Here is a 20,147-nt window from a genome sequence, read left to right as displayed (position 1 = left end):
TTTGCGAAGACTCGCAGTTGCCACTTCGCCCAACAACTCCTCCCTGGGGTAATGGGTCCTGGCTTTCGCCAGGACGACGGCGGAGAGCGTTACGGTTTCGCATCCGCCGCGTGCAGCACCGCCTTGCAGGCGGCCGGCATCTGCGCCAGCGTCATCGGCGGGTTCGGTTTTGGCGGCTCCGGCGGCGGCTTGGGGTGCAGCACGGCATCAGAGAACCAGTAGGCGAGATCGGCCTCCTTGCAGCCTTCGTCCTCGGACTGCGACGGCTGGCCCTCGCATTCGCCGGCGCCCGGCGGGCAGCGCATGCGGATGTGGAAGTGATAGTCATGGCCCCACCATGGCCGGATCTTCGACAGCCAGGAGCGGTCGCCCTTGGCCTCGCGGCACAGCGCCTTCTTGATCGCGGCATTGACGAAGATGCGCTGCACCGCCGGCTCCTGCGCGGCGTCGCGCAGCACCAGCACGTGGGACGGCGTGAACACCTTCGGGTCGATGTCGAGCCGGTCCTGCCGCACCATCATCACCGCGGACATTTCCTCGCGCTCCTCGCGCGAGAGCCGATGGTCGGGCATCGGCGTCAGCCAGATGTCGGCATCGAGGCCGATCTGATGGCTGGCATGGCCCGACAGCGCCGGCCCGCCGCGCGGCTGGGCGATGTCGCCGACCAGGATGCCCGGCCAGCCCGCGTCCTTGTGCGCCCTTGCCGCGAGCCGCTTGATCAGCGCGATCATCTCGGGGTGGCCGAAATTGCGATTGCGCGACAGCCGCATCACCTGCCAATTGTCGCCGTTCAGCGGCATCCGTTCGGCGCCGCCGATGCAGCCCTTGGTGTAGGAGCCGATGACATGCGCCGGCCCCTTCGAGGGCAGCAGCTTTCGCGCGAACAGCTCCTTGGCGCCGATGCTGGGATCGTTGGGGTTGGCGAGCGGCGGCAGCGGCTTTGGGTTCACGCTGCCCTTGTCCTGGGCCAGCGCGCCGCCGGCGGTCAGGAGTGTCGCGAAAAGCAGGAGAGGGACGAGGCGGCGGGGACTCATGCTGATCACCTTATAGCCCAACGCTGCGTCAGGGTTAAGAATTAGGCTTTCGACCGGCCGCCGCCTCACGGTGTCTTTACAGCCGCAGTCCGGCCCCGACATCATGCTGACCGGACAAAAAGCTGCGGGGCTTTGGTCATGAACCGGCAATGTGCACGGCTCGCGATGCGGGGCGTGACTGCGGCGCTTGTGCTGGCGGGATATTGCGTGACGCCGGCGCGGGCCGACCTCAGGGTGGACATCGACAAATCGTCACAGCGCATGTCGGTGCGTGTCGACGGCGCGCCGCGCTACAGCTGGCCGGTGTCGACGGGCCGCAGCGGCTACGGCACGCCGAGCGGCACCTTCCATCCGCAGGCGATGATGCGGCGCTACTTCTCGCACAGGTACTACAATTCGCCGATGCCGCACGCGATCTTCTTCCATTACGGCTTCGCCATTCACGGCACGACCGACATTTACCGCCTGGGCGGGCCGGCCTCGCATGGCTGTGTCCGCCTGCATCCCGCGCATGCGGCCGCCCTGTTCGCGCTGGTCCAGCGCGAGGGTGCGCGCAACACCACGATCCGTATTTCCAATTAGACCATCACAAAGTCGCATGCCGGCCAGCCGATTCTTAACGGCCCGATAACCGTATCCTGCATTGACCAAAATTCGTGCTCGGCGCGCGGAATAACCGCGGTCGGCATGCAATCGCGCGCGATTTCGGAAATGATTCAAGCGCGCGCGCAATTTTGCGCCAGCGCGCCGTCCGATTGCGACGGCGAAACGGGTTTGCTGCGCCCGCCGAGGCTTTCACGCCTCGCAAACAGGCACGGCTGCGGATGCATGCGAACCGCGGGGCGGGCGAAGATTACTTTTTTTTCAGACACTTGCCCCAAGACTGCCTCAAGACTTGCGGCCGCAGGGCGCGACTGGGACATGTGAAGTTGAGTTTGGGGTCTCGAAAACCAGGAAAGCGAAAGCGCAACGTGCGTGCTGCGGCCGGCGAGCGGCCGCGCAAGCCGCGTTTCGCGCGCGCCTCGCATCGGCCCGCCAGGCACGACGAACTCGTGCAGAGCCGCGCGGAAGCCGAAGCGGCCATCATCGAGGCGCGCAAATCGCACGAACGGCTGCGCCAGGCCGTCGACCTGCTGCCGCAGGGCATCGTGATTCTCGACCCCGAAGGCCGCTACGTTCTCTGGAACAAGCAGTATTCCGAGATCTACAGCAAGACCGCCGATCTGTTCGCGGAGGGTGCGCGCCTCGAAGACACGCTACGCGTCGGCGTCGCCCGCGGCGACTATCCGGAAGCCGCAGGCCACGAGGAAGAGTGGATCGCCCGGCGGCTGGAGAAGCTCTATCAGCCGGGCGCACGTCACGAGCAGACGCTGTCGGACGGCCGTGTCATCCTGATCGAGGAGCGCCGCACCGACGACGGTGGCGTCGTCGGCCTGCGCGTCGATATCACCGAGTTGAAGCAGCGCGAGGCCTCGTTCCGCCTGCTGTTCGACGGCAATCCCGTCCCCATGATCGTCTGCGCGCTCGACGACGAGCGCATCCTCGGTGTCAACGACGCCGCGGTCGCCCATTACGGCTATAGCCGCACCGAGTTCGAGAAGCTGAAGATCCGGTCCTTGCAGGCCTTCGACAGCGAGCCGCCCTGGACCACCGACCGCTCCAGCGACGAGCAGGCCGCGCGCACCTGGAAGCACGTCAAGGCCGACGGCGCGCTGATCGACCTTGCGATCTATTCGCGCGAATTGACCTATGCCGAGCGGCCCGCGGTGCTGCTCGCGCTGATGGACATCACGGAGCGCAAGCGCGCCGAGGCGCGGCTGGCCTTCATGGCCCAGCATGACGGGCTCACCGGCCTGCCGAACCGCAACCTGCTGCGCCAGCAGGTCGACGAGATGCTGCTGCACACGCGCCGCAGTTCCGAGAAGGTCGCGGTGCTGATGCTGGGGCTGGACAATTTCAAGGCGGTCAACGAGACGCTCGGACACGCCGTCGGCGACAAGCTGTTGCGCGGTGTCGCCAAGCGGCTGCGCTCCACCTTGCGCGAAGAGGACGCGCTGGCGCGGCTCAATTCGGACGAGTTCGCGATCGTGCAGAGCGGGCTGACCCGTCCGGAGGACGCGGTGATGCTGGCCAAGCGCCTGCTGGAGGCCATCGCCGATCCCTATTTGCTCGACGGCCATTCCGTGGTGATCGGTGCCTCCATCGGCATCGCGATGGCGCCGGCCGACGGCGACGATTCCGAAAAGCTGCTCAAGAGCGCCGACATGGCGCTGTCGCGCGCCAAGCTGGACGCGCGCGGCACCTTCGCCTTCTTCGAGGCGGCGCTGCATGCGAAAGCGCAGAGCCGGCGCAAGATCGAGGTCGAGCTGCGCGACGCGATCCAGAACGACGTGTTGCGGCCATACTACCAGCCGCTGATCGACCTCTCGAGCGGCCGCATCACCGGCTTCGAGGCGCTGGTGCGCTGGCCGCATGCCGAGCGCGGCATGGTCTCGCCGGCGGAGTTCATCCCCGTCGCCGAGGAAACCGGCCTGATCAATCCGCTCGGCGGCTTGATGCTGCGCCGCGCCTGCCTCGACGCCGCGACCTGGCCCGACGACGTCCGCGTCGCCGTCAATCTGTCGCCGCTCCAGTTCCGCAGCGGCAACCTGCTCTCGATGGTGACGGACGCGCTGAAACATTCCGGCCTGCCGCCGCGGCGGCTGGAGCTCGAGATCACCGAGACGCTGCTGCTGGAGAAGAGCGCCCAGGTGCTGGCGACGCTGCATGCGCTGCGCGCGCTCGGGGTACGCATCTCGATGGACGATTTCGGCACCGGCTATTCCAGCCTCAGCTATCTGCGCAGCTTCCCCTTCGACAAGATCAAGATCGACCAGTCCTTCGTGCGCGATCTCGGCGCCAACCGCGAGGCCCAGGCGATCATCCGCTCCATCGTCAGCCTCGGCAAAGGTCTTGGCGTCACCATCACCGCCGAAGGCGTCGAGACCGAGGCCGAGCTGAGCTGCCTCAGGGCCGAAGGCTGCGACGAAGGCCAGGGTTTTCTGTTCAGCAAGGCCCGCCCCAATATCGAGATCATCAGCCTGCTCGCCGCGCAGCGCGGCATCGATGCCGCCGACGAGGAAGACGCCGCGATGGTGGCGTGATCGTCATGCTCCTCCGGCCATTCTTCGCAGCTCACCGTGAATTCCCAATGTAAGGGACGCGCCACTCTTTCGGTTAACCTCTCCCGCTTGCGGGAGAAGTCGCGCCGAAGGCGCGGGTGAGGGTTCTCTCCTCTGGGGGGATTCTCGATTGCGGAGCCACCCTCTCCCCAACCCTCTCAGCGCGAGCGAAGCTCGTCGCGACCCCGCAAGCGGGGGAGGGAGCGCACCGGCCGTGCGGCTATCACTCCGCCTCAATTGCCCGCTAAAATCGCCTTCCCCACATCCTCATAATGCGTGTCGCGCGCCTGGATCTGCTGCGCGATGGCGTGCATGTCGCGGAACCGCCGTTCGAACGGATTGCTGCGGAACACGGCCGTGGCGCCGGCCATGTGGTAGGCGGCGTCCACCACCTTGGCCGACTGGTGGATGGTCCAGGTCGCGGCGAGGCGAACCGCGCTGCGATGCGCCGCGCTGAATTCGCCGGTCGCGCTGAGATCGCGCCACATCGCATTTGCGGTCGCATGGAGATAGGCGCGCGCGGCGCGAAGGTCGCCCTCGGTGCGGCCGATCAGGCCCTGAACCGACTGGTTGTCGCGCATGGCGCTGGCCGCCAGCGACTGATGCTTGCCGCGCGCCAGTGCGATTGCGGCATCCAGCGTGGCGCGCGCGACGCCGAGCGAGACCGCGGCAAAGCCGAGGCTGAAGGTCGAGCCGGTGCCGATCCTGTAGAGCGGCCCCTTCTCGCGCAGCGCGGACGGCACGTCGCGGAACGCGGTGAAGCGCTCGGGGATGAAGAGGTCGCTCACTTCATATGAGTCCGTGCCGGTGCCGGCGAGCCCGATCGCCTGCCACACGTCGTGCAGCACGGCGCTCGTGACCGGAAACAGGATGGTGCGCACCTCGGGCGATCCATCGGCATTTTTTCGCGGCACGCCGTCGGCCCCGATGATGCGGACATGCGCCCCCAGCCAACTCGCCTGCCGCGAGCCCGAAGCAAAATCCCAGCGCGCGGTGACGCGATAGCCGCCCTCGACCGCGCGCGCCTCATGCACGATCGCACCCCAGGCGAGGATGCCCGGCTGTGTGTTGAAGATCTCGTGCGCGGTGTCGTGATCGAGCGAGGCCGCGATCATCGCACAGACGCAGCACTGGCCGAGACACCAGGCCGTGGAGGCGTCCGCCTTCGCGATCTCCTCCAGCATCTGCATGAAGGCTTCGATCGGAGCTTCCGTGCCACCAAGGCTCTGCGGCAGCAGCGCGCGATAGAGCCCGTTCTCGACCAGCGCTGAAACGACGGCCGGCGTCAGCCTCCGCGTCCGCTCGATCTCGTCGGCCTCGCCCGCGATCAGTGGTGCGATGGCCCGCGCCCGCTCAACCAGGCCAAACCCGCGAGTTGCGTTCATCTGCGTTTCCTCGCCCATTCTGCCGTGAGCGGTAAGACAAGCGATGGTGGTCTATTTGGCAGGGAGGATCAAGATTGCCCGCGCTCGCTCGCCCCAGGGCGAGGTCGGTTGCGGTCCCGGAACGCCATCGCCTGCTGCTCAGCCGTTCGGCAGCCACCACCCGAAGATCGCAACGACGAGGCACGCCAAAAGGCAGATGGCCTGATGGCCCATTTCCATCCAGTACTGGACCGGCGCGGTGTCCCTCTGGAAAACCTGCCGCGACCAGTCCAGCAGCCAGTCCACGAGATCGGGACTGAAGGCCCTGATTTGCCTCTCGGTATAGCCGTCGCGCAGCATGCGGCTGCAATCGACGCACAGATAGATCGCGACGATTCGGGCGACGATCTCACACAGGAAAAACTGCATACAGGCACCCGCTTCATCCGTATCGCGCATCCATCTGCGAGAAACGGCGGCTATTGCAGCGGCACGACCTTGTTTGGTGTAGCCGGACTTGCGGCCGGTTCAATCGCGTCATGGCGAGCTTCCGCGTCTTCGTCTACGATCCATCGAGCGAGTTTTGGGAGACGCCGGGATGCGAACCATTGGCCTGATCGGAGGCATGAGCTGGGAGAGCACCGCGCTCTATTACAAGCTGATCAACGAGCGTGTCCGCGACCGCATGGGCAAGCTGCACTCGGCCCCGTTGCTGATGTATTCCTACGATTTTCAGGAGATCAAGGAGATGCAGTACGCCGGCCGCTGGCAGGAGGCCGCAAGCAGCCTCGCCGAGGTCGCGCAGCGCCTGGAAAGCGCCGGCGCGCGGGCGATCGTATTGTGCACCAACACGATGCACAAGCTGGCGCCCGAGATCGTGGCGAAGCTGACCATTCCCTTCATCCATATCGGCGACTCAACGGCACAGCGCATCCGGTCCAGAGGATACCGGCGCGTCGGGTTGCTCGGCACGAAGTTCACGATGGAGGAAGACTTCTACATCGACCGGCTGCGCGCGCATGATCTCGACGTCCTCGTTCCTCCCGCCGAGGCGCGGGCCGACGTCAACCGCATCATCTACGACGAGCTGTGCCTTGGAAACGTCGCCGCCCCCTCGCGTTGCCGCTATCAGGAGGTGATGGCGGAGCTGGTCGCCCGTGGTGCCGAGTGCATCATCCTCGGCTGCACCGAGATCACGATGCTGGTCGGGCAGGGCGACACGACGGTCGAGACGTTCGACACGACGACGATCCACGCCGAGACAGCGGCTGATTTCGCGATCGGATGATGGACGTCTCGGTGGCGCATCGGCCGACGTCGGCGATGGGCCACATGCTGACACCGTCTACCCGTAATGATAGCATTCCTCTCATTGGCGCCTTGCGAGGTTGTTCTCATAAACGCACACAAACAAAAATGTGTGAGGAGACAAGTACGATGAATTGGGGAGCTCTCAGCAAGCCCCGCGGTTGCCGGGGGCTTTTCTTGCCTGTCATTCTCGCCTCCGCGCTCTGGGCGCCCCTGGCCTGCGCGCAGGACGTCCGAAGCTCTCCCGGCGAGGCGGGACCTGTCTTTTCGGAGAGTGGCCCCGATGCCGAGCTCTATGGCGCGGCGTCCGGCTATCCGGTCGGCACGCGGGGGACCACCACCCAGCTCGACAAGCTCGTCGGGGTCTACAGCCATTTCGGCGAGATCTATCCCTCGCGCCCGATCGGTCGGGCGACGGCGCCCTGGCAGTTCAAGCGCGCGCCGGAGCCAGCGATCGCCTACAGTTTCGGTACGGAACGGCTGAGCATCGCGGATTACCTCAAACGCAACCCGGTGACGGGACTCCTGATCGCCAGGGACGACACAATCCTGTACGAGCACTATCAATATGCGCGGACCGACCACGATCGCTTTCTCTCGCAGTCCATGGCCAAGACGCTGGTGGGCATGCTGGTCGGGATCGCGGTCTCGGAGGGACGGATCAAGTCGATCGACGACCCCGTCTCGACCTACGTCTCCGGCCTTGCGGGAACGGAATATGGAAACACCTCCATCCGCGCCCTGCTGAACATGTCGTCGGGCGTCGAATTCTCCGAGGTCTATGACGGGCACGATGACATAGCCCGGCTTGGGCGAGCCCTGTTCGTTGAAGAGCCGAAAGATCCCGCCGCCGTCGTCGCACAATTCAATACAAGAACCGCACCGCCGGGGACCCGATGGCACTATGCCAGTGTGGAAACCGAGATCTTGGGCCTGGTCCTGCGCTCCGCGACGGGCACGCCGGTTGCCGACTATCTCCACGACCGGATCTGGGATGCCATCGGCACCGAAGCGGATGCCTCATGGGCGATCGACGGCAGCGGGCAGGAGATTGCCTTTTGCTGCTTCAACGCAACCTTGCGCGACTATGCGCGCCTCGCCCGGCTGCTCGCGCATGACGGTGCCTGGGAAGGTCGTCAGTTGATCCCCCGGCAATGGCTCCTGGATGCCACGACCGTCAGGCCAGGCGACGGTCATCTCGCTCCGCGCGTGGCCACGCCCTATTTCGGCTACGGCTATCAGGTGTGGCTCCTGCCCGGCGAGCAGCGCAGATTTGCCCTGCTCGGCATCCGCGGTCAGGTCATCCTGGTCGATCCGGCCTCGAAGCTCGTCATGGTGCACACCGCCGTTCGCCAGAAGCCGTCCGAACCGGGAGCCCTCAGGGAGCCGCTTGCGTTGTGGTCCGCCGTGCTTCAACAGCTCGGGCAATGATCTGACAGCGCCTTGGACCTCATGACCGCGCATTTGCTCGCCCTTCAGTGTGACGGGTTTGCTTTTTCTGGACATTCACGACACGACCATGTCGGCACGGACCGGTCTCGATCGTCCTTGGTCGGACCCCGCACACGTCAGTGATGCCGTCACCCGTCAAAATCGAACCAGGAGCAATATTCATGAGGATCACCGTCGAAACCACCGTGGCAGCCCCCATCGACCAGGTCTGGCGTGCCTATACGACGCCTGCCGACATCGTGAAGTGGAACGCGGCGTCCGACGACTGGCATACCACCAAGGCAACGGTCGACCTGCGAGAAGGCGGCCTCTTCTCGTCCCGGATGGAAGCCAAGGACGGCAGCATGGGCTTTGACTTCGCCGGCACCTACACCAAGATCGTCGAACACAAGCGGATCGAATACGCGTTCGGCGATCGCAAGGCCGAGGTTGAGTTCGTGCCGGGCTCGAATGGCATTGTCGTCCGCGTTGTCTTCGATAGCGAGCCGACCCACTCGGTCGAGCAGCAGCAGGGCGGCTGGCAGGCGATCCTCGACAACTTCGCGCGATACGTCGAAGCGAAGCAGAAGACGTCGTGAAGCCGCGCGGGGGCACGAGATGGAGGTCCCTGACGGGCGTCGTCGGCTTTCCGGGCGGAGCACCTGACAGGAACTGAACAGTCGGGGAATAGCCGGCTTGGGGGCAACCGCGTCGGTTTACCCCTCAGCCGGCGACCTCCGGCTTGCGCCGGGCTCCGGACAAGCCGCTGCGTTGCGCTCGCCGGCGCGATGGCCAAGAGCCGACGAGGCGCTGTGTCACCGCTTTAGGAAAGGCGGACACTGGCTTTCCGTACGCCCGATCATCGAGAGTCGGAACGAAGCGCTCGCTATCCAGCGGAGAAATCTCTTTCATCGCCGCAAATCTATCCCCGTCGCCTCAATTGCAGACTTCCCGGGTCCCTTCAGCGACCGTCACGCCCTGCCCGGACCTTGCATAGCCGAGCTTGCATCCCGGACGTACTGGGCGGCATCCCGCCGCATTGCAAACCATCTGGCCGGTGCTCTGCGGCTTGGTCGGTGCCGATTCAACCTGCTTGCGCTGCTCGTCTCGGCCCTTTGCATCCTCCCGCGCGGCCGCGGGTTTCCTCTCCGGGATCTTCTCGCATTCGTTGTCGTCATTGACGCGGGAGCCGGCACGGCATGTGATCTTGACGCAGGCATCGCCGTCGGCCCTGAAGCCATGGTCGCACACCAGCGGGCAGACCCGGCCCGGCTTCGCCTTGATGGCGTCCAGCGCGTCGAAGCTGGCGAGCTTGGCGTCGAGTTTCGTTCCTGCATACTTGTTGAACAGCGTCAGCGAGCGCTGCGACGTCGCATTCCAGTCACCGTCAGCCGACGCAGTCAGGCACCCGACCCGGCGCAATTCCGACTGCACCGATTTCGCGACCTCCTGGGGTGACATGGCAGGCTGCGCCGACGGCGGCGCGAGCGCCGCGACCTTCTGTTCGCCACCCGCGCCTTCCGGCTTCTCGGCAGCCTTTTTCGCCGCCAGCTCTGCGGCGGCTTTCTCGGCAGCGGCTTTGTCGGCGGCCTGTTTGTCCGCAAGAGCCTTCTCGGCAGCGGCTTTGTCGGCGAGCGCTTTGGCTGCTGCGGCCTCGGCCTCTTTCCTGCGCTGCTCGGCCGCGGCGGCCTTGGCCTCTTCGACCTGCTTGGCCTTCTCAGCCGCAATCCGCGCATCTTCGGCGGCCTTGGCGGCTGCCGCCGCCCTATCTTGCTCCGCCTTCCTGGCCCGCTCCGCCGCAAGCCGCGCTTTCTCGTCTTCGGCCTGCCGCGCCTTATCGGCGGCGGCGGCGCGCGTCTCCTCTGCTGCGATTCGGTTCAATTGCCCCTTGGCCAGGCTGGCGTAGAACCCGTCGGCATACTTCGCGAGGAAAGCCGTCCAAACCTCTCTCGTGCCGATCTGCAGCGCGAGCTCATAATCCCGACGGACGGCGTCATCGGGACTCGCCTGAGGCCCGGATGCGGCTGCCGGCTTGGCCTGGACCAGGGGGACGTCGTCACCGCCCAGCGAGCCATAGACATACGGCTCCTGCTTGTAGCCGGTGTTCTTGAGGACATCGTCGCGCACGAAGCCGAAGGCCTTGCGCAGGTCGAGTCCCGGTGTGGGCAGACGCTCGACGAGCGCGGCCGCGAACGGGCTGTTCTTCGAGTCGCCATCGGAGGCGGTCGAGCCCGCCTTCGCGGCGTAGGCGATCATGGTGTTCGAACTGGTCGGCTCGACCTTGGCAAGACCACGTCCGATAGCGCGGGCGGCAACCGTGCGCTTCATTGTCTTGGCAAAGGGATTGTCGCGGCAGGCGTCGAGAATGACGAGGCGGAGCTGTTTGGCCGGTTCGATGGCAAACAACACTCGGTCGAGCGGAAACGCCTCGTCGAACACGTCGTTGTCCGTCTCCAGGGCAGCATCGGTCGGGATCAGATAGTTGTTGCCGTCCAACTCGATCCCGTGGCCGGCGTAATAGATGACGGCGACTTCCGCCTCGCGAGCCTTGCCTGCAAACTCGCGAAGCGCCTTGCGCATATCGACCACGGTGAGGTCGAGCTTGATGTCGACGCTGTCGAATCCGGCCTTCTTGAACATGCCACCGACCAGAGCGGCATCATTCACCGGGTTCGCAAGCCTCGGCACGCTCTTGTAGGCCGAATTGCCAATAACGAGCGCGACGCGGCGCTCGGCGTGCGCCGAACCGCAGGTTAGCCAGACGACGAATAGCAATGAAAACCAGCGAAATGCGCCCATCACAGCCCCGAACATCACGTGCGCAGCGTATGCAGAGCCTGTCGAAAGGCAAGTCTTGGATCTGTGATGTTAGTCACTCAGGCCTTCGGCATGTTGCCTCCGGTGCCTCCTGAGGGGCGCCCGCGTCGCACCCGCTGCCATGATGCCATCATGCCCCTGTTTTGCCCGACGGGTCAAATCGATTTCGTAAAATCGAAAATTCGAAAAAGCGCAATGCCGACAAGGGGCCGGCTACTGTGCATGGGGTTGTTTTCGCGTTTTTTGTTTTCCGGCCACGGATGGCCGGGCCTGACCAGTCTCGTTACGTCAGAACTGGTCCGGGCAGCAGCCTCAGCTATCCACCTTCAGCGCGGCGATGAAGGCTTCCTGCGGGATGTCGACCTTGCCGAACTGCCGCATCTTCTTCTTGCCTTCCTTCTGCTTCTCCAGAAGCTTGCGCTTGCGCGTGATGTCGCCGCCGTAGCACTTCGCGGTGACGTCCTTGCGCAGCGCGCGGACGGTCTCGCGGGCGATCACCTTGCCGCCGATCGCCGCCTGGATCGGGATCTGGAACATGTGCGGCGGGATCAACTCCTTCATCTTCTCGACCATGGCGCGGCCGCGCCCCTCGGCGCGGGTGCGGTGGACCAGCATCGAGAGTGCGTCGACCGGCTCGGCATTGACCAGGATCTGCATCTTGACGAGGTCGGCCGGCTTGTAGTCGGTGAGATGATAGTCGAACGAGGCGTAGCCCTTGGAGACCGATTTGAGGCGATCGTAGAAGTCGAACACCACTTCGTTGAGCGGCAGATCGTATTTCACCATCGCGCGGGCGCCGACATAGGTCAGCTCCTTCTGCGCGCCGCGGCGGTCCTGGCACAGCTTCAGCACGCTGCCGAGATATTCGTCCGGGGTGAGGATCGTCGCCTCGATCCAGGGCTCCTGGATCTCCTCGATCTTGACCACGTCGGGCATGTCGACGGGATTGTGGATCTCGAGCTCGGTGCCGTCGGTCAGCTTCATCTTGTAGATGACGCTCGGCGCGGTCGCGATCAGGTTGAGATCGAATTCGCGCGACAGCCGCTCCTGGATGATCTCGAGGTGCAGCAGGCCGAGGAAGCCGCAGCGGAAGCCGAAGCCGAGCGCCGCGGAGGTCTCCATCTCGAAGGAGAAGCTGGCGTCGTTGAGGCGCAGCTTGCCCATCGCGGCGCGCAGCGTCTCGAAATCGTCGGCGTCGACCGGGAACAGGCCGCAGAACACCACCGGGATCGCCGGCTTGAAGCCCGGCAGCATTTCCGTGACCGGCTTCCTGTCGTCGGTGATGGTGTCGCCGACGCGGGTGTCGGCGACTTCCTTGATCGCGGCGGTGATGAAGCCGATCTCGCCGGGGCCGAGCTCGTCGACCTGCGTCATCTTCGGCGTGAAGAAGCCGACGCGCTCGACGTCGTAGGCAGCGCCCGTGCCCATCATGCGCACGCGGCTACCCTTCTTCATGACGCCGTCGACGACGCGGATCAGAACGACGACGCCGAGATAGACGTCGTACCAGCTGTCGACCAGCAGCGCCTTCAAGGTCGCATCGCGGTCGCCCTTCGGCGGCGGCAGGCGGGTGACGATGGCTTCCAGCACGTCGGGCACGCCGAGGCCGGTCTTGGCCGAGATCATCACCGCGTCCGAGGCGTCGATGCCGATGACGTCCTCGATCTGCTGCTTGACCTTCTCGGGCTCGGCGGCCGGCAGGTCGACCTTGTTCAGGACCGGAACGATCTCGTGATTGTTGTCGAGCGCCTGGTAGACGTTGGCGAGCGTCTGCGCTTCGACGCCCTGGCTGGCGTCGACCACCAGCAGGGAACCCTCGCAGGCCGCCAGCGACCGCGAGACTTCGTAGGCGAAGTCGACATGGCCGGGCGTGTCCATCAGGTTGAAGATGTAGTCCTTGCCGTCCTTGGCGCGGTAGGCGAGCCGGACCGTCTGCGCCTTGATGGTGATGCCGCGCTCGCGCTCGATATCCATGGAATCGAGCACCTGCTCCTTGCCCGCCATTTCGCGGTCGGTGAGGCCGCCGGTCATCTGGATCAGGCGGTCGGCCAGCGTCGATTTGCCATGGTCGATATGGGCGACGATGGAGAAATTGCGGATGTTGGAAATGGGGACGGTCGTCATGGGCGCGGGATACCACTCACATCCCCGTGCGGCAACCATATTGCTGTATTTTCAGGGCCTTTCTTCACGCCAAGCTGATTCCACGACGGGCCAAAACGCGCTACGCAACGGCTGATGTCGACGACCTCAATCCCATCTGCCCGAGCCCGCGCGAAGACCCGGGTGAGTTTCAACCGCTTCCGGGCCTGGCTGGTTGCCAGCGCGGTCCGGCCGGAGGCCCGCCTGTGGCTGGTGATCCAGCTCGCGATCCTGCATGCGGTGCTCTGGACCTTCATCCTGATCAATCTCAAGGCAGCGCAGGACGTTCACATGGACGTCGCGGAAGCCTGGGGCTGGGGCCAGAAATTCCTGTGGGGCTACGGCAAGCACCCGCCGTTGTCGGGCTGGGTCGCCGGCCTCTGGTTCAAGGTGTTCCCGGCGGCGGACTGGGCGACCTATGCGCTGGCAATGGCGATCGTCGGCATCGGCATGGTGATCTGCTGGTTGCTGAGCTTGCGCGTCGTGGATGCACGGCGTGCGTTCCTGGTCGTGGTGATGGTCGCGCTCTACCCGATCTTCAATTTCAAGGGCTTCAAGTACAACCCGGACCTGCTCCAGCTCGTCACGCTGCCGCTGCTGGTGCTCGCCTATCTCAACGCCTTCGAGAAGCGGAGCTGGCAGTCCGGGATCTGGTTCGGGCTCGCCGGCGCGCTGGCACTGATGACCAAGTACTGGGTGCTGACCATGATCGGCGCCATCGGCCTTGCCGCGCTGATCCACCCCGACCGCTTGAAATTCCTGCTGTCGCCGGCGCCGTGGGTGGCGATCGCGACGATGGTGGTGGCGATGATCCCGCACATCGTCTGGCTGGCGGAGGTGCATTTCGTGCCGCTGACCTATGCCGGCGACACCTACAGCCTCGAGGACAGCCGTCTCGTGCATCAGCTCGTGGCCGGCTATGCCCTGCATAATGTCGCGCTGCTGGCGCTGCCGGTGGTGCTGGCCGCGCTCGCCATGGCGTGGGTGCCGCCGTGGCGCAAGCTGCTGCTGCGTACGCCCTCGCGCATTATCACCCGCGCCTGGGCGCGCGGCGCCAATCCGGGTGTCAATGTCTCGCAGGCGCGGAATGTCTGGATCATCCAGATCATCGTCGCGGTCGGCCCGCCGCTCGGCGCACTGGTTTTCAGCATCTACATGAAGACCGATTGGGGCATCTCGCTGTTCTTCCTGGTGCCCTTGGCGCTGGTCGCGATCCCCGCGCTGCGGGTGCAGAGCGCGACCCTGTTCAACATCGTCGCGATCTGGCTCGTGCTCAGCGTTGCGACGCTTGCCGCCTCGCCCTGGATCGCCGCGCGCGAGATGGCGGCCAATGCCGGCAACGCGGCGATCTATGGCGCGCGCTCGGAGCTCGCGCGCGAATTGACCCAGGCCTGGCACACCCGCTTCGGTTCGCGCTGGGCCGTCGTTGCCGGCACGATGGAACAGATCCAGCCGCTGGTGTTCTACAGCCCGGACCATCCGTCCGCATTGCTGCCGTTAGAGGCCTGGGATTCCGGGCTGACCTCGCGCGATGACGTCAAGACCTACGGCTTCATCGGCGTGTTCGATCCGACCGACGGCCGTCTGCCGGCGTTCGAGAAATGGGTGTCGGAGACTGCGCCGAACGCCGAGCGCATCGTGATGACGACGCGCCGCTTCACCCATGGCAAGGCCGGCCCGTCGATGAGCTGGAACATCTACATCGCGCCGCCCGCGAAGTGACCGAAGGTGCCGTAGGGTGGGCAAAGCGAAGCGTGCCCACCACTTCTGTCGCGATTGTCGAGAGATGGTGGGCACGGCGCGTCGCGCCTTTGCCCACCCTACGGCGCTGAGCGCATGGCGGGAGGGCGCTAAATCCCTTCCTCGTTGAACTTGCTTTCAACGAGCTCCGTGATCGCCGCGAGCGCGGCATCGGCATCCGCACCGGCCGCAGCGACCGTGATCGTCGTGCCGGGTCCCGCAGCGAGCATCATCAGACCCATGATCGAGGTGCCGCCGACGGTCTCGCCGCCGCGCGTCACCCACACTTGCGCGTTGAAGCGCTCGACCGCCTGGACGAATTTCGCCGAGGCGCGGGCGTGCAGGCCGCGCTTGTTGATGATGAGGAGCTCCTTGGAGATCGCGCCCGCGGGCACGCCCGACCCGGCTTGCGGCGCGTCGTCGCTCATTTGCCGGCGAGCACGCGGCTGGCGATGGTGACGTATTTGCGACCCGCTTCCTGGGCCATCGCGATCGCGTCGGGCAGCGCGCGTTCCTCACGCACCTTGGCGAGCTTCACCAGCATCGGAAGGTTGATGCCCGCGAGCACCTCGACCTTCGGCCGGCTCATACAGGATATTGCCAGGTTGGATGGCGTGCCGCCGAACATGTCGGTGAGGATCGCAACGCCGTCGCCGGAATCGACGCGGTTAACCGCCTCGATGATGTCGCTTCGGCACAGATCGGAATCATCTTCAGCGCCGATCGTAATCGCTTCGATTTGCTTTTGTGGGCCCATGACATGTTCAAGCGCTGCCTTGAATTCGTCGGCAAGGCGCCCGTGGGTCACAAGTACTAGACCAATCATCGGAAAACTCCTCGCGGGCGCTTTTGGTGCACCGCACGAACGCGCCACTTTGACCATCCAGAGCCCCTGCGCAAGAGGGGATGTTGCGTATCTCCCTGAACTTAGACGGATGGATGAGGGGAGCTGCGCCGGTCTATTCGGTCGCGATAGTGGGGTTCATATGGTTACCATTTCCCTTCAAACAATCGCCTGAGGGATTAACGGAAGATGAACTCTTGGTAGTGGTCAAGGCCGCAACAACCAGTGGGAGGGGCGAATAATCGCGGCTAACAGGGATTCGCGGTATTTCGACACCTAAAATGCTTGTTTTCAGGGATTCGGCCGGCGGCAGGCGTTCCGCGTCCGCGGCGGCCAGATCGACCACGAGGCCGACGGTCGCATGCTCCACGAAGTCGCAGCGGCGGATTCCGAGGCCCCGGATCTCGATCAGGCCGGCGAGCGGCGGCGCGGGGCGGACTTCAATTTCGTCGCCGACTGTCGCCAGATGGACACGGTCATCACCGACCAGAACGGCCCTTTCGACCACGCCGGCGCGCCCCGCCATGATCAAATCGAAGGCAAGGCGCGACTTGCCGGAGCCCGACGGTCCGCGGATCAGCACTGCCAGATTCCCGACCTTGACCGCGGAGGCGTGCACGCTGGGCCCGCCGTCGCTCATAGCGCGGGCAGCCTCACCACGAAGCGCGCGCCGGCAACCGTCGGCGCGCCGTCCTCGTCCGCTGGGCCGGGGCGGTTCTCCGCCCAGATGCGCCCGCCATGCGCGTCGACGATCTGCTTGGAGATCGAGAGCCCGAGGCCGGAGTTCTGGCCAAAGCCCTGATGCGGACGGTCGGTGTAGAAGCGCTCGAAGATGCGCTCCAGCGCGTCATCGCGGATGCCGGGGCCGTCGTCGTCGACCACGATCTCGATTTCACCGCGCACGCGGCGGCAGGTGAGGCGCACCTTGCTGCCGGCCTCCGAGAAGGATTGCGCGTTGGAGAGCAGGTTCGAGACCACCTGCCCGAGCCGTGAATCGTGGCCGGTCACGGCGAACGTGTCGGTCGGCCCGCGCCCCTCGAAGCGCGCCTCGACCGCGACGTCGTGGCCGAGCTTGGTTTCGTTGGCGACCGAGACCAGCGTGCCGAGCAGGCGGCGCAGATCGACCGGAATCGCGTCCTGCCGCTGCAATTCGGCATCGAGCCGGCTGGCGTCGGAGATATCAGAGATCAGGCGGTCGAGCCGCTTGACGTCGTGCTCGATCACCTCGAGCAGGCGGGCGCGGCTGTTCTCGTTGCGCGCCAGCGGCAGCGTCTCGACCGCGGAGCGCAGCGAGGTCAGCGGGTTCTTCAATTCGTGCGCGACGTCGGCGGCGAACATCTCGATCGCCTCGATGCGGCTGTAGAGCGCGTTGGTCATGTCGCGCAGCGCGCCGGACAGATGGCCGATCTCGTCGCGGCGACGGGTGAAGTCGGGAATCTCGACGCGGGTCTTGATGCGGCGGCGGACGCGCTCGGCGCTGTCCGCGAGCCGGCGCACGGGACCTGCGATCGTGCTGGCCAGCAGCAGCGACAACATGATCATGACCGCGGCGGCGACGCCACCGACTTTCAGGATGGCGAGGCGCTCGGCGGTGACCATCTGGTCGATGTCGTCGCCCTGGGTGGACAGCATCAGCGCGCCGTGGATGGCGCGCGAGCGCAGCACGGGGACCGCGACCGAGACGATCACCTCGCCGCGCGCATTGACCCGAACCATCGAGCGCTTCTGGCCCTGGAGCGCGTCGCCCACTTCAGCATAGCCATTGCCGTTCTCGGGCCCGAGCTCGCGATAGAGCGGCAGGTCGCCGCGGTTCAGCCAGGTGCGCACCGCGACCATGCCGCGCTCGACCACGCCGGGCTTCTCGGCGGACAGCGGCGGCAGGGGGAAGCGCAGCACGTTCTCGAGGTTGCGGCTGTCGAGCAGCAGGCTGCCGTTCGGATCGTAGATGCGGGCGCGCGTCTTGGTCGGCGAGATCAGCGTGCGCAGCACCGGCGCGACGCGCTCCGGATTGATCGGAAAATCCAGCGGCGAATAGTCGTCCGACCCGCCATAGGTCTCGCCCGGCTTGAGGTCGAGCAGCCGGTCGGGGTCGATCGTGATGGCGTTGGTCTGCACCGTCGCGGAGGCCGCGATCGCACCGGCGATGATCTCAGCCTGCACCAGCAGGCTCTGCGCGCGCGCGTCGATCAGGCCGGCGCGGAATTGCGACAGATAGAGGATGCTCGCCACCAGCGCGACGAGGCCGGCGAGGTTGAGCGAGACGATGCGGCGGGTCAGGCTCGAGAAGGACAGCGCGAAGAAGAATTGCCCGGCGCGCTTGAGCCAGTTCAGCGGCCGCCAGCCCTGCGCCGCCGGCTTGTCCTCGGCGACGTGCACCGGAACGCCGTCGGATGCGATATCCTCGGCGCTCTGGTTCGGGTCAGGCTGCGTTCGGTCCAGCAATGCTTACGCCCGCGTTAGGACAGCTCGTGCGACGGTCCCCGCATTCTAGAGTCATCCCGGTTCCGATGGAACCAGAACCGGCAATGCTCCGGACATTCGCGAAGGTGCCCTGCCGCCTCAGGCTTCCTTGAATCGGTAGCCGACGCCGTACAGCGTCTCGATCATCTCGAACTCGTTGTCGACCACCTTGAACTTCTTGCGCAGCCGCTTGATGTGGCTGTCGATGGTGCGGTCGTCGACATAGACCTGGTCGTCGTAGGCGGCGTCCATCAGCGCGTTGCGGCTCTTCACCACGCCGGGCCGGGTCGCGAGCGCCTGCAGGATCAGGAATTCGGTGACGGTCAACGTCACCGGCTCGTTCTTCCAGGTGCAGGTATGGCGTTCCGGATCCATGCGCAAAAGACCGCGGTCGAGCGCCTTGGCGTCGTTCTCCTTCGGCGCTACGGTCGGGTCCTTCGGCGCCGAGCGGCGCAGCACTGCCTTGACGCGCTCGACCAGCAGCCGCTGCGAGAACGGTTTGCGAATGAAATCGTCGGCGCCCATCTTGAGGCCGAACAGCTCGTCGATCTCTTCGTCCTTGGAGGTCAGGAAGATCACCGGCAGGTCGGACTTCTGCCGCAGGCGGCGCAGCGTCTCCATGCCGTCCATGCGCGGCATCTTGATGTCGAGGATGGCGAGGTCGGGTTGGGTGGTGCGGAAACCGTCAAGCGCGGAAGCGCCGTCGGTGTAGGTCATGATGCGGTAGCCTTCGGCTTCCAGCGCGATCGAGACGGATGTGAGAATGTTGCGGTCGTCGTCGACCAAAGCGATTGTGGGCATGAGCCTCTGCTTTCTGCTTTCCGTTTGGGTCGTGGCTTGAAACGGCGAGCAATCCAGTGATGCGCCGCATACATGGGTCCCGAACTTGGCGTTCGAACTTTGTCACCGAGCAATGCAAGCTGGGCTGAAGTGTGACCAAGTTCCACGAAACACGGCAGATTCGCCGCATCCCGACCCATAACCAGACCCCCGTTTAGCCGAAAAAAGACCCCCCTTGCAACCACCTGAGCCGAGAAAGCCCATGCAACCGACCCCCGATTTCGACCCCGGAAAGCTCGCCAAGTCGCTGCTCAGGCGGTCGCGGCAGGGCGCTCTCGCAACGTTGATGGCGGGCAGCGGCGATCCCTATTGTTCCCTGGTCAATCTGGCGAGCCACCCGGATGGCTCGCCGATCCTGCTCATCTCCGCATTGGCCGTGCACACCAGGAACATCCTGGCCGATAGCCGGGTCTCCTTGATGCTGGATGAGCGCGCCGCCGGCGATCCGCTCGAAGGCGCCCGGATCATGTTGTCCGGCCTGGCGGAGCAGGCCGGCGCCGAGAAGGATCTTCTCGAACGGCGGTATCTGAATGCGCACCCGTCGGCGGAAGCCTTTGTTTCGTTTAAGGACTTCTCGTTCTTCAGGATCCGGCCCACGGGAACCCATCTGGTGGCCGGCTTCGGACGGATCGTCGACCTCAAGCCGGAGCAGTTCCTGACCGACCTCAGCGGCGCCGAGGACCTGATGGCGGCGGAAGAGGGGGCCGTGGAGCACATGAATGCCGACCACCGCGACGCCATGGGCCTCTACGCCACCAGGCTGCTCGGCGCCGCCGCCGGCGACTGGCGCTGCACCGGCTGTGACCCTGAGGGCCTCGACATGCAGGACGGCCAGACCGCGCTGCGGCTGGACTTCCCGGAGCGGGTGACCAGCGGCACGGCGCTGCGCAAGATGCTGGTCCGCCTTGCCGGCGAGGCGCGCGCGAAGGCGGAGGAGCCGCGCCAAAATTGAACGCCGCTGCCGATCGCTGCGACCCAACACCGTGAGCGGTTCGGGATTGGCAGC

The 20,147-nt window shown here is 65.3% G+C and carries 17 protein-coding genes; 7 read left to right on the top strand and 10 right to left on the bottom strand.

Translation table 11 applies throughout. From position 1 onward, the window contains the following. Positions 1 to 89: 89 nt before the first annotated feature. Positions 90 to 1,034 (bottom strand): penicillin-insensitive murein endopeptidase, encoded by a 945-nt coding sequence (gene mepA / locus WN73_RS31570; protein WP_271556178.1) that lies wholly within the window; start codon positions 1,032 to 1,034, stop codon positions 90 to 92. 165 nt (positions 1,035 to 1,199) lie between these two features. Between mepA and WN73_RS31565 the strand changes: the two genes are divergently transcribed. Together WN73_RS31565 and WN73_RS31560 are read left to right on the top strand one after the other, a co-directional pair. Further along, on the top strand, positions 1,200 to 1,616 hold the full coding sequence (locus WN73_RS31565; RefSeq protein WP_271556350.1) for a L,D-transpeptidase: 417 nt from the start codon (positions 1,200 to 1,202) through the stop codon (positions 1,614 to 1,616). A gap of 389 nt (positions 1,617 to 2,005) precedes the next feature. Continuing rightward, a complete protein-coding gene (locus WN73_RS31560) occupies positions 2,006 to 4,177 on the top strand; it encodes a putative bifunctional diguanylate cyclase/phosphodiesterase (RefSeq protein ID WP_271556176.1) in 2,172 nt (723 codons plus the stop codon). Positions 4,178 to 4,428: 251 nt separating this feature from the next. On the opposite strand, the gene WN73_RS31555 is transcribed toward WN73_RS31560, so the two are convergent. Next, on the bottom strand, positions 4,429 to 5,580 hold the full coding sequence (locus WN73_RS31555; RefSeq protein WP_271556166.1) for an acyl-CoA dehydrogenase family protein: 1,152 nt from the start codon (positions 5,578 to 5,580) through the stop codon (positions 4,429 to 4,431). 138 nt (positions 5,581 to 5,718) lie between these two features. Further along, complete coding sequence (locus WN73_RS31550) at positions 5,719 to 6,018, bottom strand: hypothetical protein (RefSeq protein ID WP_271556164.1); 300 nt, start codon at positions 6,016 to 6,018, stop codon at positions 5,719 to 5,721. A gap of 139 nt (positions 6,019 to 6,157) precedes the next feature. Here WN73_RS31550 and WN73_RS31545 point away from each other — a divergent pair, with 139 nt between their 5' ends. The 3 genes from WN73_RS31545 (at position 6,158) to WN73_RS31535 (ending at position 8,897) form a co-directional block, all read left to right on the top strand. After that, entirely contained in the window at positions 6,158 to 6,847 is a 690-nt protein-coding gene (locus WN73_RS31545) for an aspartate/glutamate racemase family protein (protein WP_271556162.1), read from the top strand. Between the two features lie 197 nt (positions 6,848 to 7,044). Then, positions 7,045 to 8,298: a serine hydrolase domain-containing protein gene (locus WN73_RS31540; RefSeq protein ID WP_271556160.1), complete on the top strand. Its 1,254-nt coding sequence runs from the start codon at positions 7,045 to 7,047 to the stop codon at positions 8,296 to 8,298. 182 nt (positions 8,299 to 8,480) lie between these two features. Next, positions 8,481 to 8,897, top strand: a complete 417-nt coding sequence (locus tag WN73_RS31535; protein ID WP_271556158.1) for an SRPBCC family protein — start codon at positions 8,481 to 8,483, stop codon at positions 8,895 to 8,897. 337 nt (positions 8,898 to 9,234) lie between these two features. On the opposite strand, the gene WN73_RS31530 is transcribed toward WN73_RS31535, so the two are convergent. Together WN73_RS31530 and lepA are read right to left on the bottom strand one after the other, a co-directional pair. Then, positions 9,235 to 11,097: a caspase family protein gene (locus WN73_RS31530; protein ID WP_028175921.1), complete on the bottom strand. Its 1,863-nt coding sequence runs from the start codon at positions 11,095 to 11,097 to the stop codon at positions 9,235 to 9,237. Between the two features lie 330 nt (positions 11,098 to 11,427). Next, positions 11,428 to 13,239 (bottom strand): translation elongation factor 4, encoded by a 1,812-nt coding sequence (lepA, locus tag WN73_RS31525; RefSeq protein WP_028175920.1) that lies wholly within the window; start codon positions 13,237 to 13,239, stop codon positions 11,428 to 11,430. A 114-nt stretch (positions 13,240 to 13,353) separates the two neighbouring features. Here lepA and WN73_RS31520 point away from each other — a divergent pair, with 114 nt between their 5' ends. Next, positions 13,354 to 14,979, top strand: coding sequence for a glycosyltransferase family 39 protein (locus tag WN73_RS31520; protein WP_028175919.1), 1,626 nt, complete (start codon positions 13,354 to 13,356; stop codon positions 14,977 to 14,979). Between the two features lie 128 nt (positions 14,980 to 15,107). Here the strand turns inward: WN73_RS31520 and WN73_RS31515 are convergent, their stop codons facing one another. From WN73_RS31515 to WN73_RS31495, 5 genes are all read right to left on the bottom strand, one after another. Then, positions 15,108 to 15,425, bottom strand: coding sequence for an HPr family phosphocarrier protein (locus WN73_RS31515; RefSeq protein WP_011090869.1), 318 nt, complete (start codon positions 15,423 to 15,425; stop codon positions 15,108 to 15,110). Continuing rightward, complete coding sequence (locus WN73_RS31510; protein WP_011090868.1) at positions 15,422 to 15,823, bottom strand: PTS sugar transporter subunit IIA; 402 nt, start codon at positions 15,821 to 15,823, stop codon at positions 15,422 to 15,424. Before WN73_RS31510 ends, WN73_RS31515 begins: the two co-directional genes overlap by 4 nt. A 133-nt stretch (positions 15,824 to 15,956) precedes the next feature. Then, positions 15,957 to 16,481, bottom strand: coding sequence for an HPr kinase/phosphorylase (locus WN73_RS31505; RefSeq protein WP_011090867.1), 525 nt, complete (start codon positions 16,479 to 16,481; stop codon positions 15,957 to 15,959). After that, on the bottom strand, positions 16,478 to 18,283 hold the full coding sequence (locus WN73_RS31500; RefSeq protein ID WP_028175918.1) for a sensor histidine kinase: 1,806 nt from the start codon (positions 18,281 to 18,283) through the stop codon (positions 16,478 to 16,480). The genes WN73_RS31505 and WN73_RS31500 overlap by 4 nt, the downstream gene beginning before the upstream one ends. Before the next feature lie 117 nt (positions 18,284 to 18,400). Further along, positions 18,401 to 19,102 (bottom strand): response regulator transcription factor, encoded by a 702-nt coding sequence (locus WN73_RS31495; RefSeq protein ID WP_008542552.1) that lies wholly within the window; start codon positions 19,100 to 19,102, stop codon positions 18,401 to 18,403. 241 nt (positions 19,103 to 19,343) lie between these two features. Between WN73_RS31495 and WN73_RS31490 the strand changes: the two genes are divergently transcribed. After that, complete coding sequence (locus WN73_RS31490; RefSeq protein WP_271556154.1) at positions 19,344 to 20,093, top strand: HugZ family pyridoxamine 5'-phosphate oxidase; 750 nt, start codon at positions 19,344 to 19,346, stop codon at positions 20,091 to 20,093. Positions 20,094 to 20,147: the final 54 nt, after the last annotated feature.

The organism is Bradyrhizobium sp. CCBAU 45394 (assembly GCF_028128655.1).
GTDB lineage: Bacteria > Pseudomonadota > Alphaproteobacteria > Rhizobiales > Xanthobacteraceae > Bradyrhizobium > Bradyrhizobium diazoefficiens.
Note: the sequence above shows the minus strand (reverse complement) of the source record. Positions and strands in the feature narration are given on the sequence as shown.

Excerpts from the sequence above, each read along its gene's own strand:
- mepA (WP_271556178.1), bottom strand. The coding sequence starts at position 1,034 with ATGAGTCCCCGCCGCCTCGTCCCTCTCCTGCTTTTCGCGACACTCCTG.
- WN73_RS31565 (WP_271556350.1), top strand. The coding sequence starts at position 1,200 with ATGCGGGGCGTGACTGCGGCGCTTGTGCTGGCGGGATATTGCGTGACG.
- WN73_RS31555 (WP_271556166.1), bottom strand. The coding sequence starts at position 5,580 with ATGAACGCAACTCGCGGGTTTGGCCTGGTTGAGCGGGCGCGGGCCATC.
- WN73_RS31550 (WP_271556164.1), bottom strand. The coding sequence starts at position 6,018 with ATGCGCGATACGGATGAAGCGGGTGCCTGTATGCAGTTTTTCCTGTGT.
- WN73_RS31545 (WP_271556162.1), top strand. The coding sequence starts at position 6,158 with ATGCGAACCATTGGCCTGATCGGAGGCATGAGCTGGGAGAGCACCGCG.
- WN73_RS31535 (WP_271556158.1), top strand. The coding sequence starts at position 8,481 with ATGAGGATCACCGTCGAAACCACCGTGGCAGCCCCCATCGACCAGGTC.
- WN73_RS31530 (WP_028175921.1), bottom strand. The coding sequence starts at position 11,097 with ATGGGCGCATTTCGCTGGTTTTCATTGCTATTCGTCGTCTGGCTAACC.
- lepA (WP_028175920.1), bottom strand. The coding sequence starts at position 13,239 with ATGACGACCGTCCCCATTTCCAACATCCGCAATTTCTCCATCGTCGCC.
- WN73_RS31520 (WP_028175919.1), top strand. The coding sequence starts at position 13,354 with ATGTCGACGACCTCAATCCCATCTGCCCGAGCCCGCGCGAAGACCCGG.
- WN73_RS31515 (WP_011090869.1), bottom strand. The coding sequence starts at position 15,425 with ATGAGCGACGACGCGCCGCAAGCCGGGTCGGGCGTGCCCGCGGGCGCG.
- WN73_RS31510 (WP_011090868.1), bottom strand. The coding sequence starts at position 15,823 with ATGATTGGTCTAGTACTTGTGACCCACGGGCGCCTTGCCGACGAATTC.
- WN73_RS31505 (WP_011090867.1), bottom strand. The coding sequence starts at position 16,481 with ATGAGCGACGGCGGGCCCAGCGTGCACGCCTCCGCGGTCAAGGTCGGG.
- WN73_RS31495 (WP_008542552.1), bottom strand. The coding sequence starts at position 19,102 with ATGCCCACAATCGCTTTGGTCGACGACGACCGCAACATTCTCACATCC.
- WN73_RS31490 (WP_271556154.1), top strand. The coding sequence starts at position 19,344 with ATGCAACCGACCCCCGATTTCGACCCCGGAAAGCTCGCCAAGTCGCTG.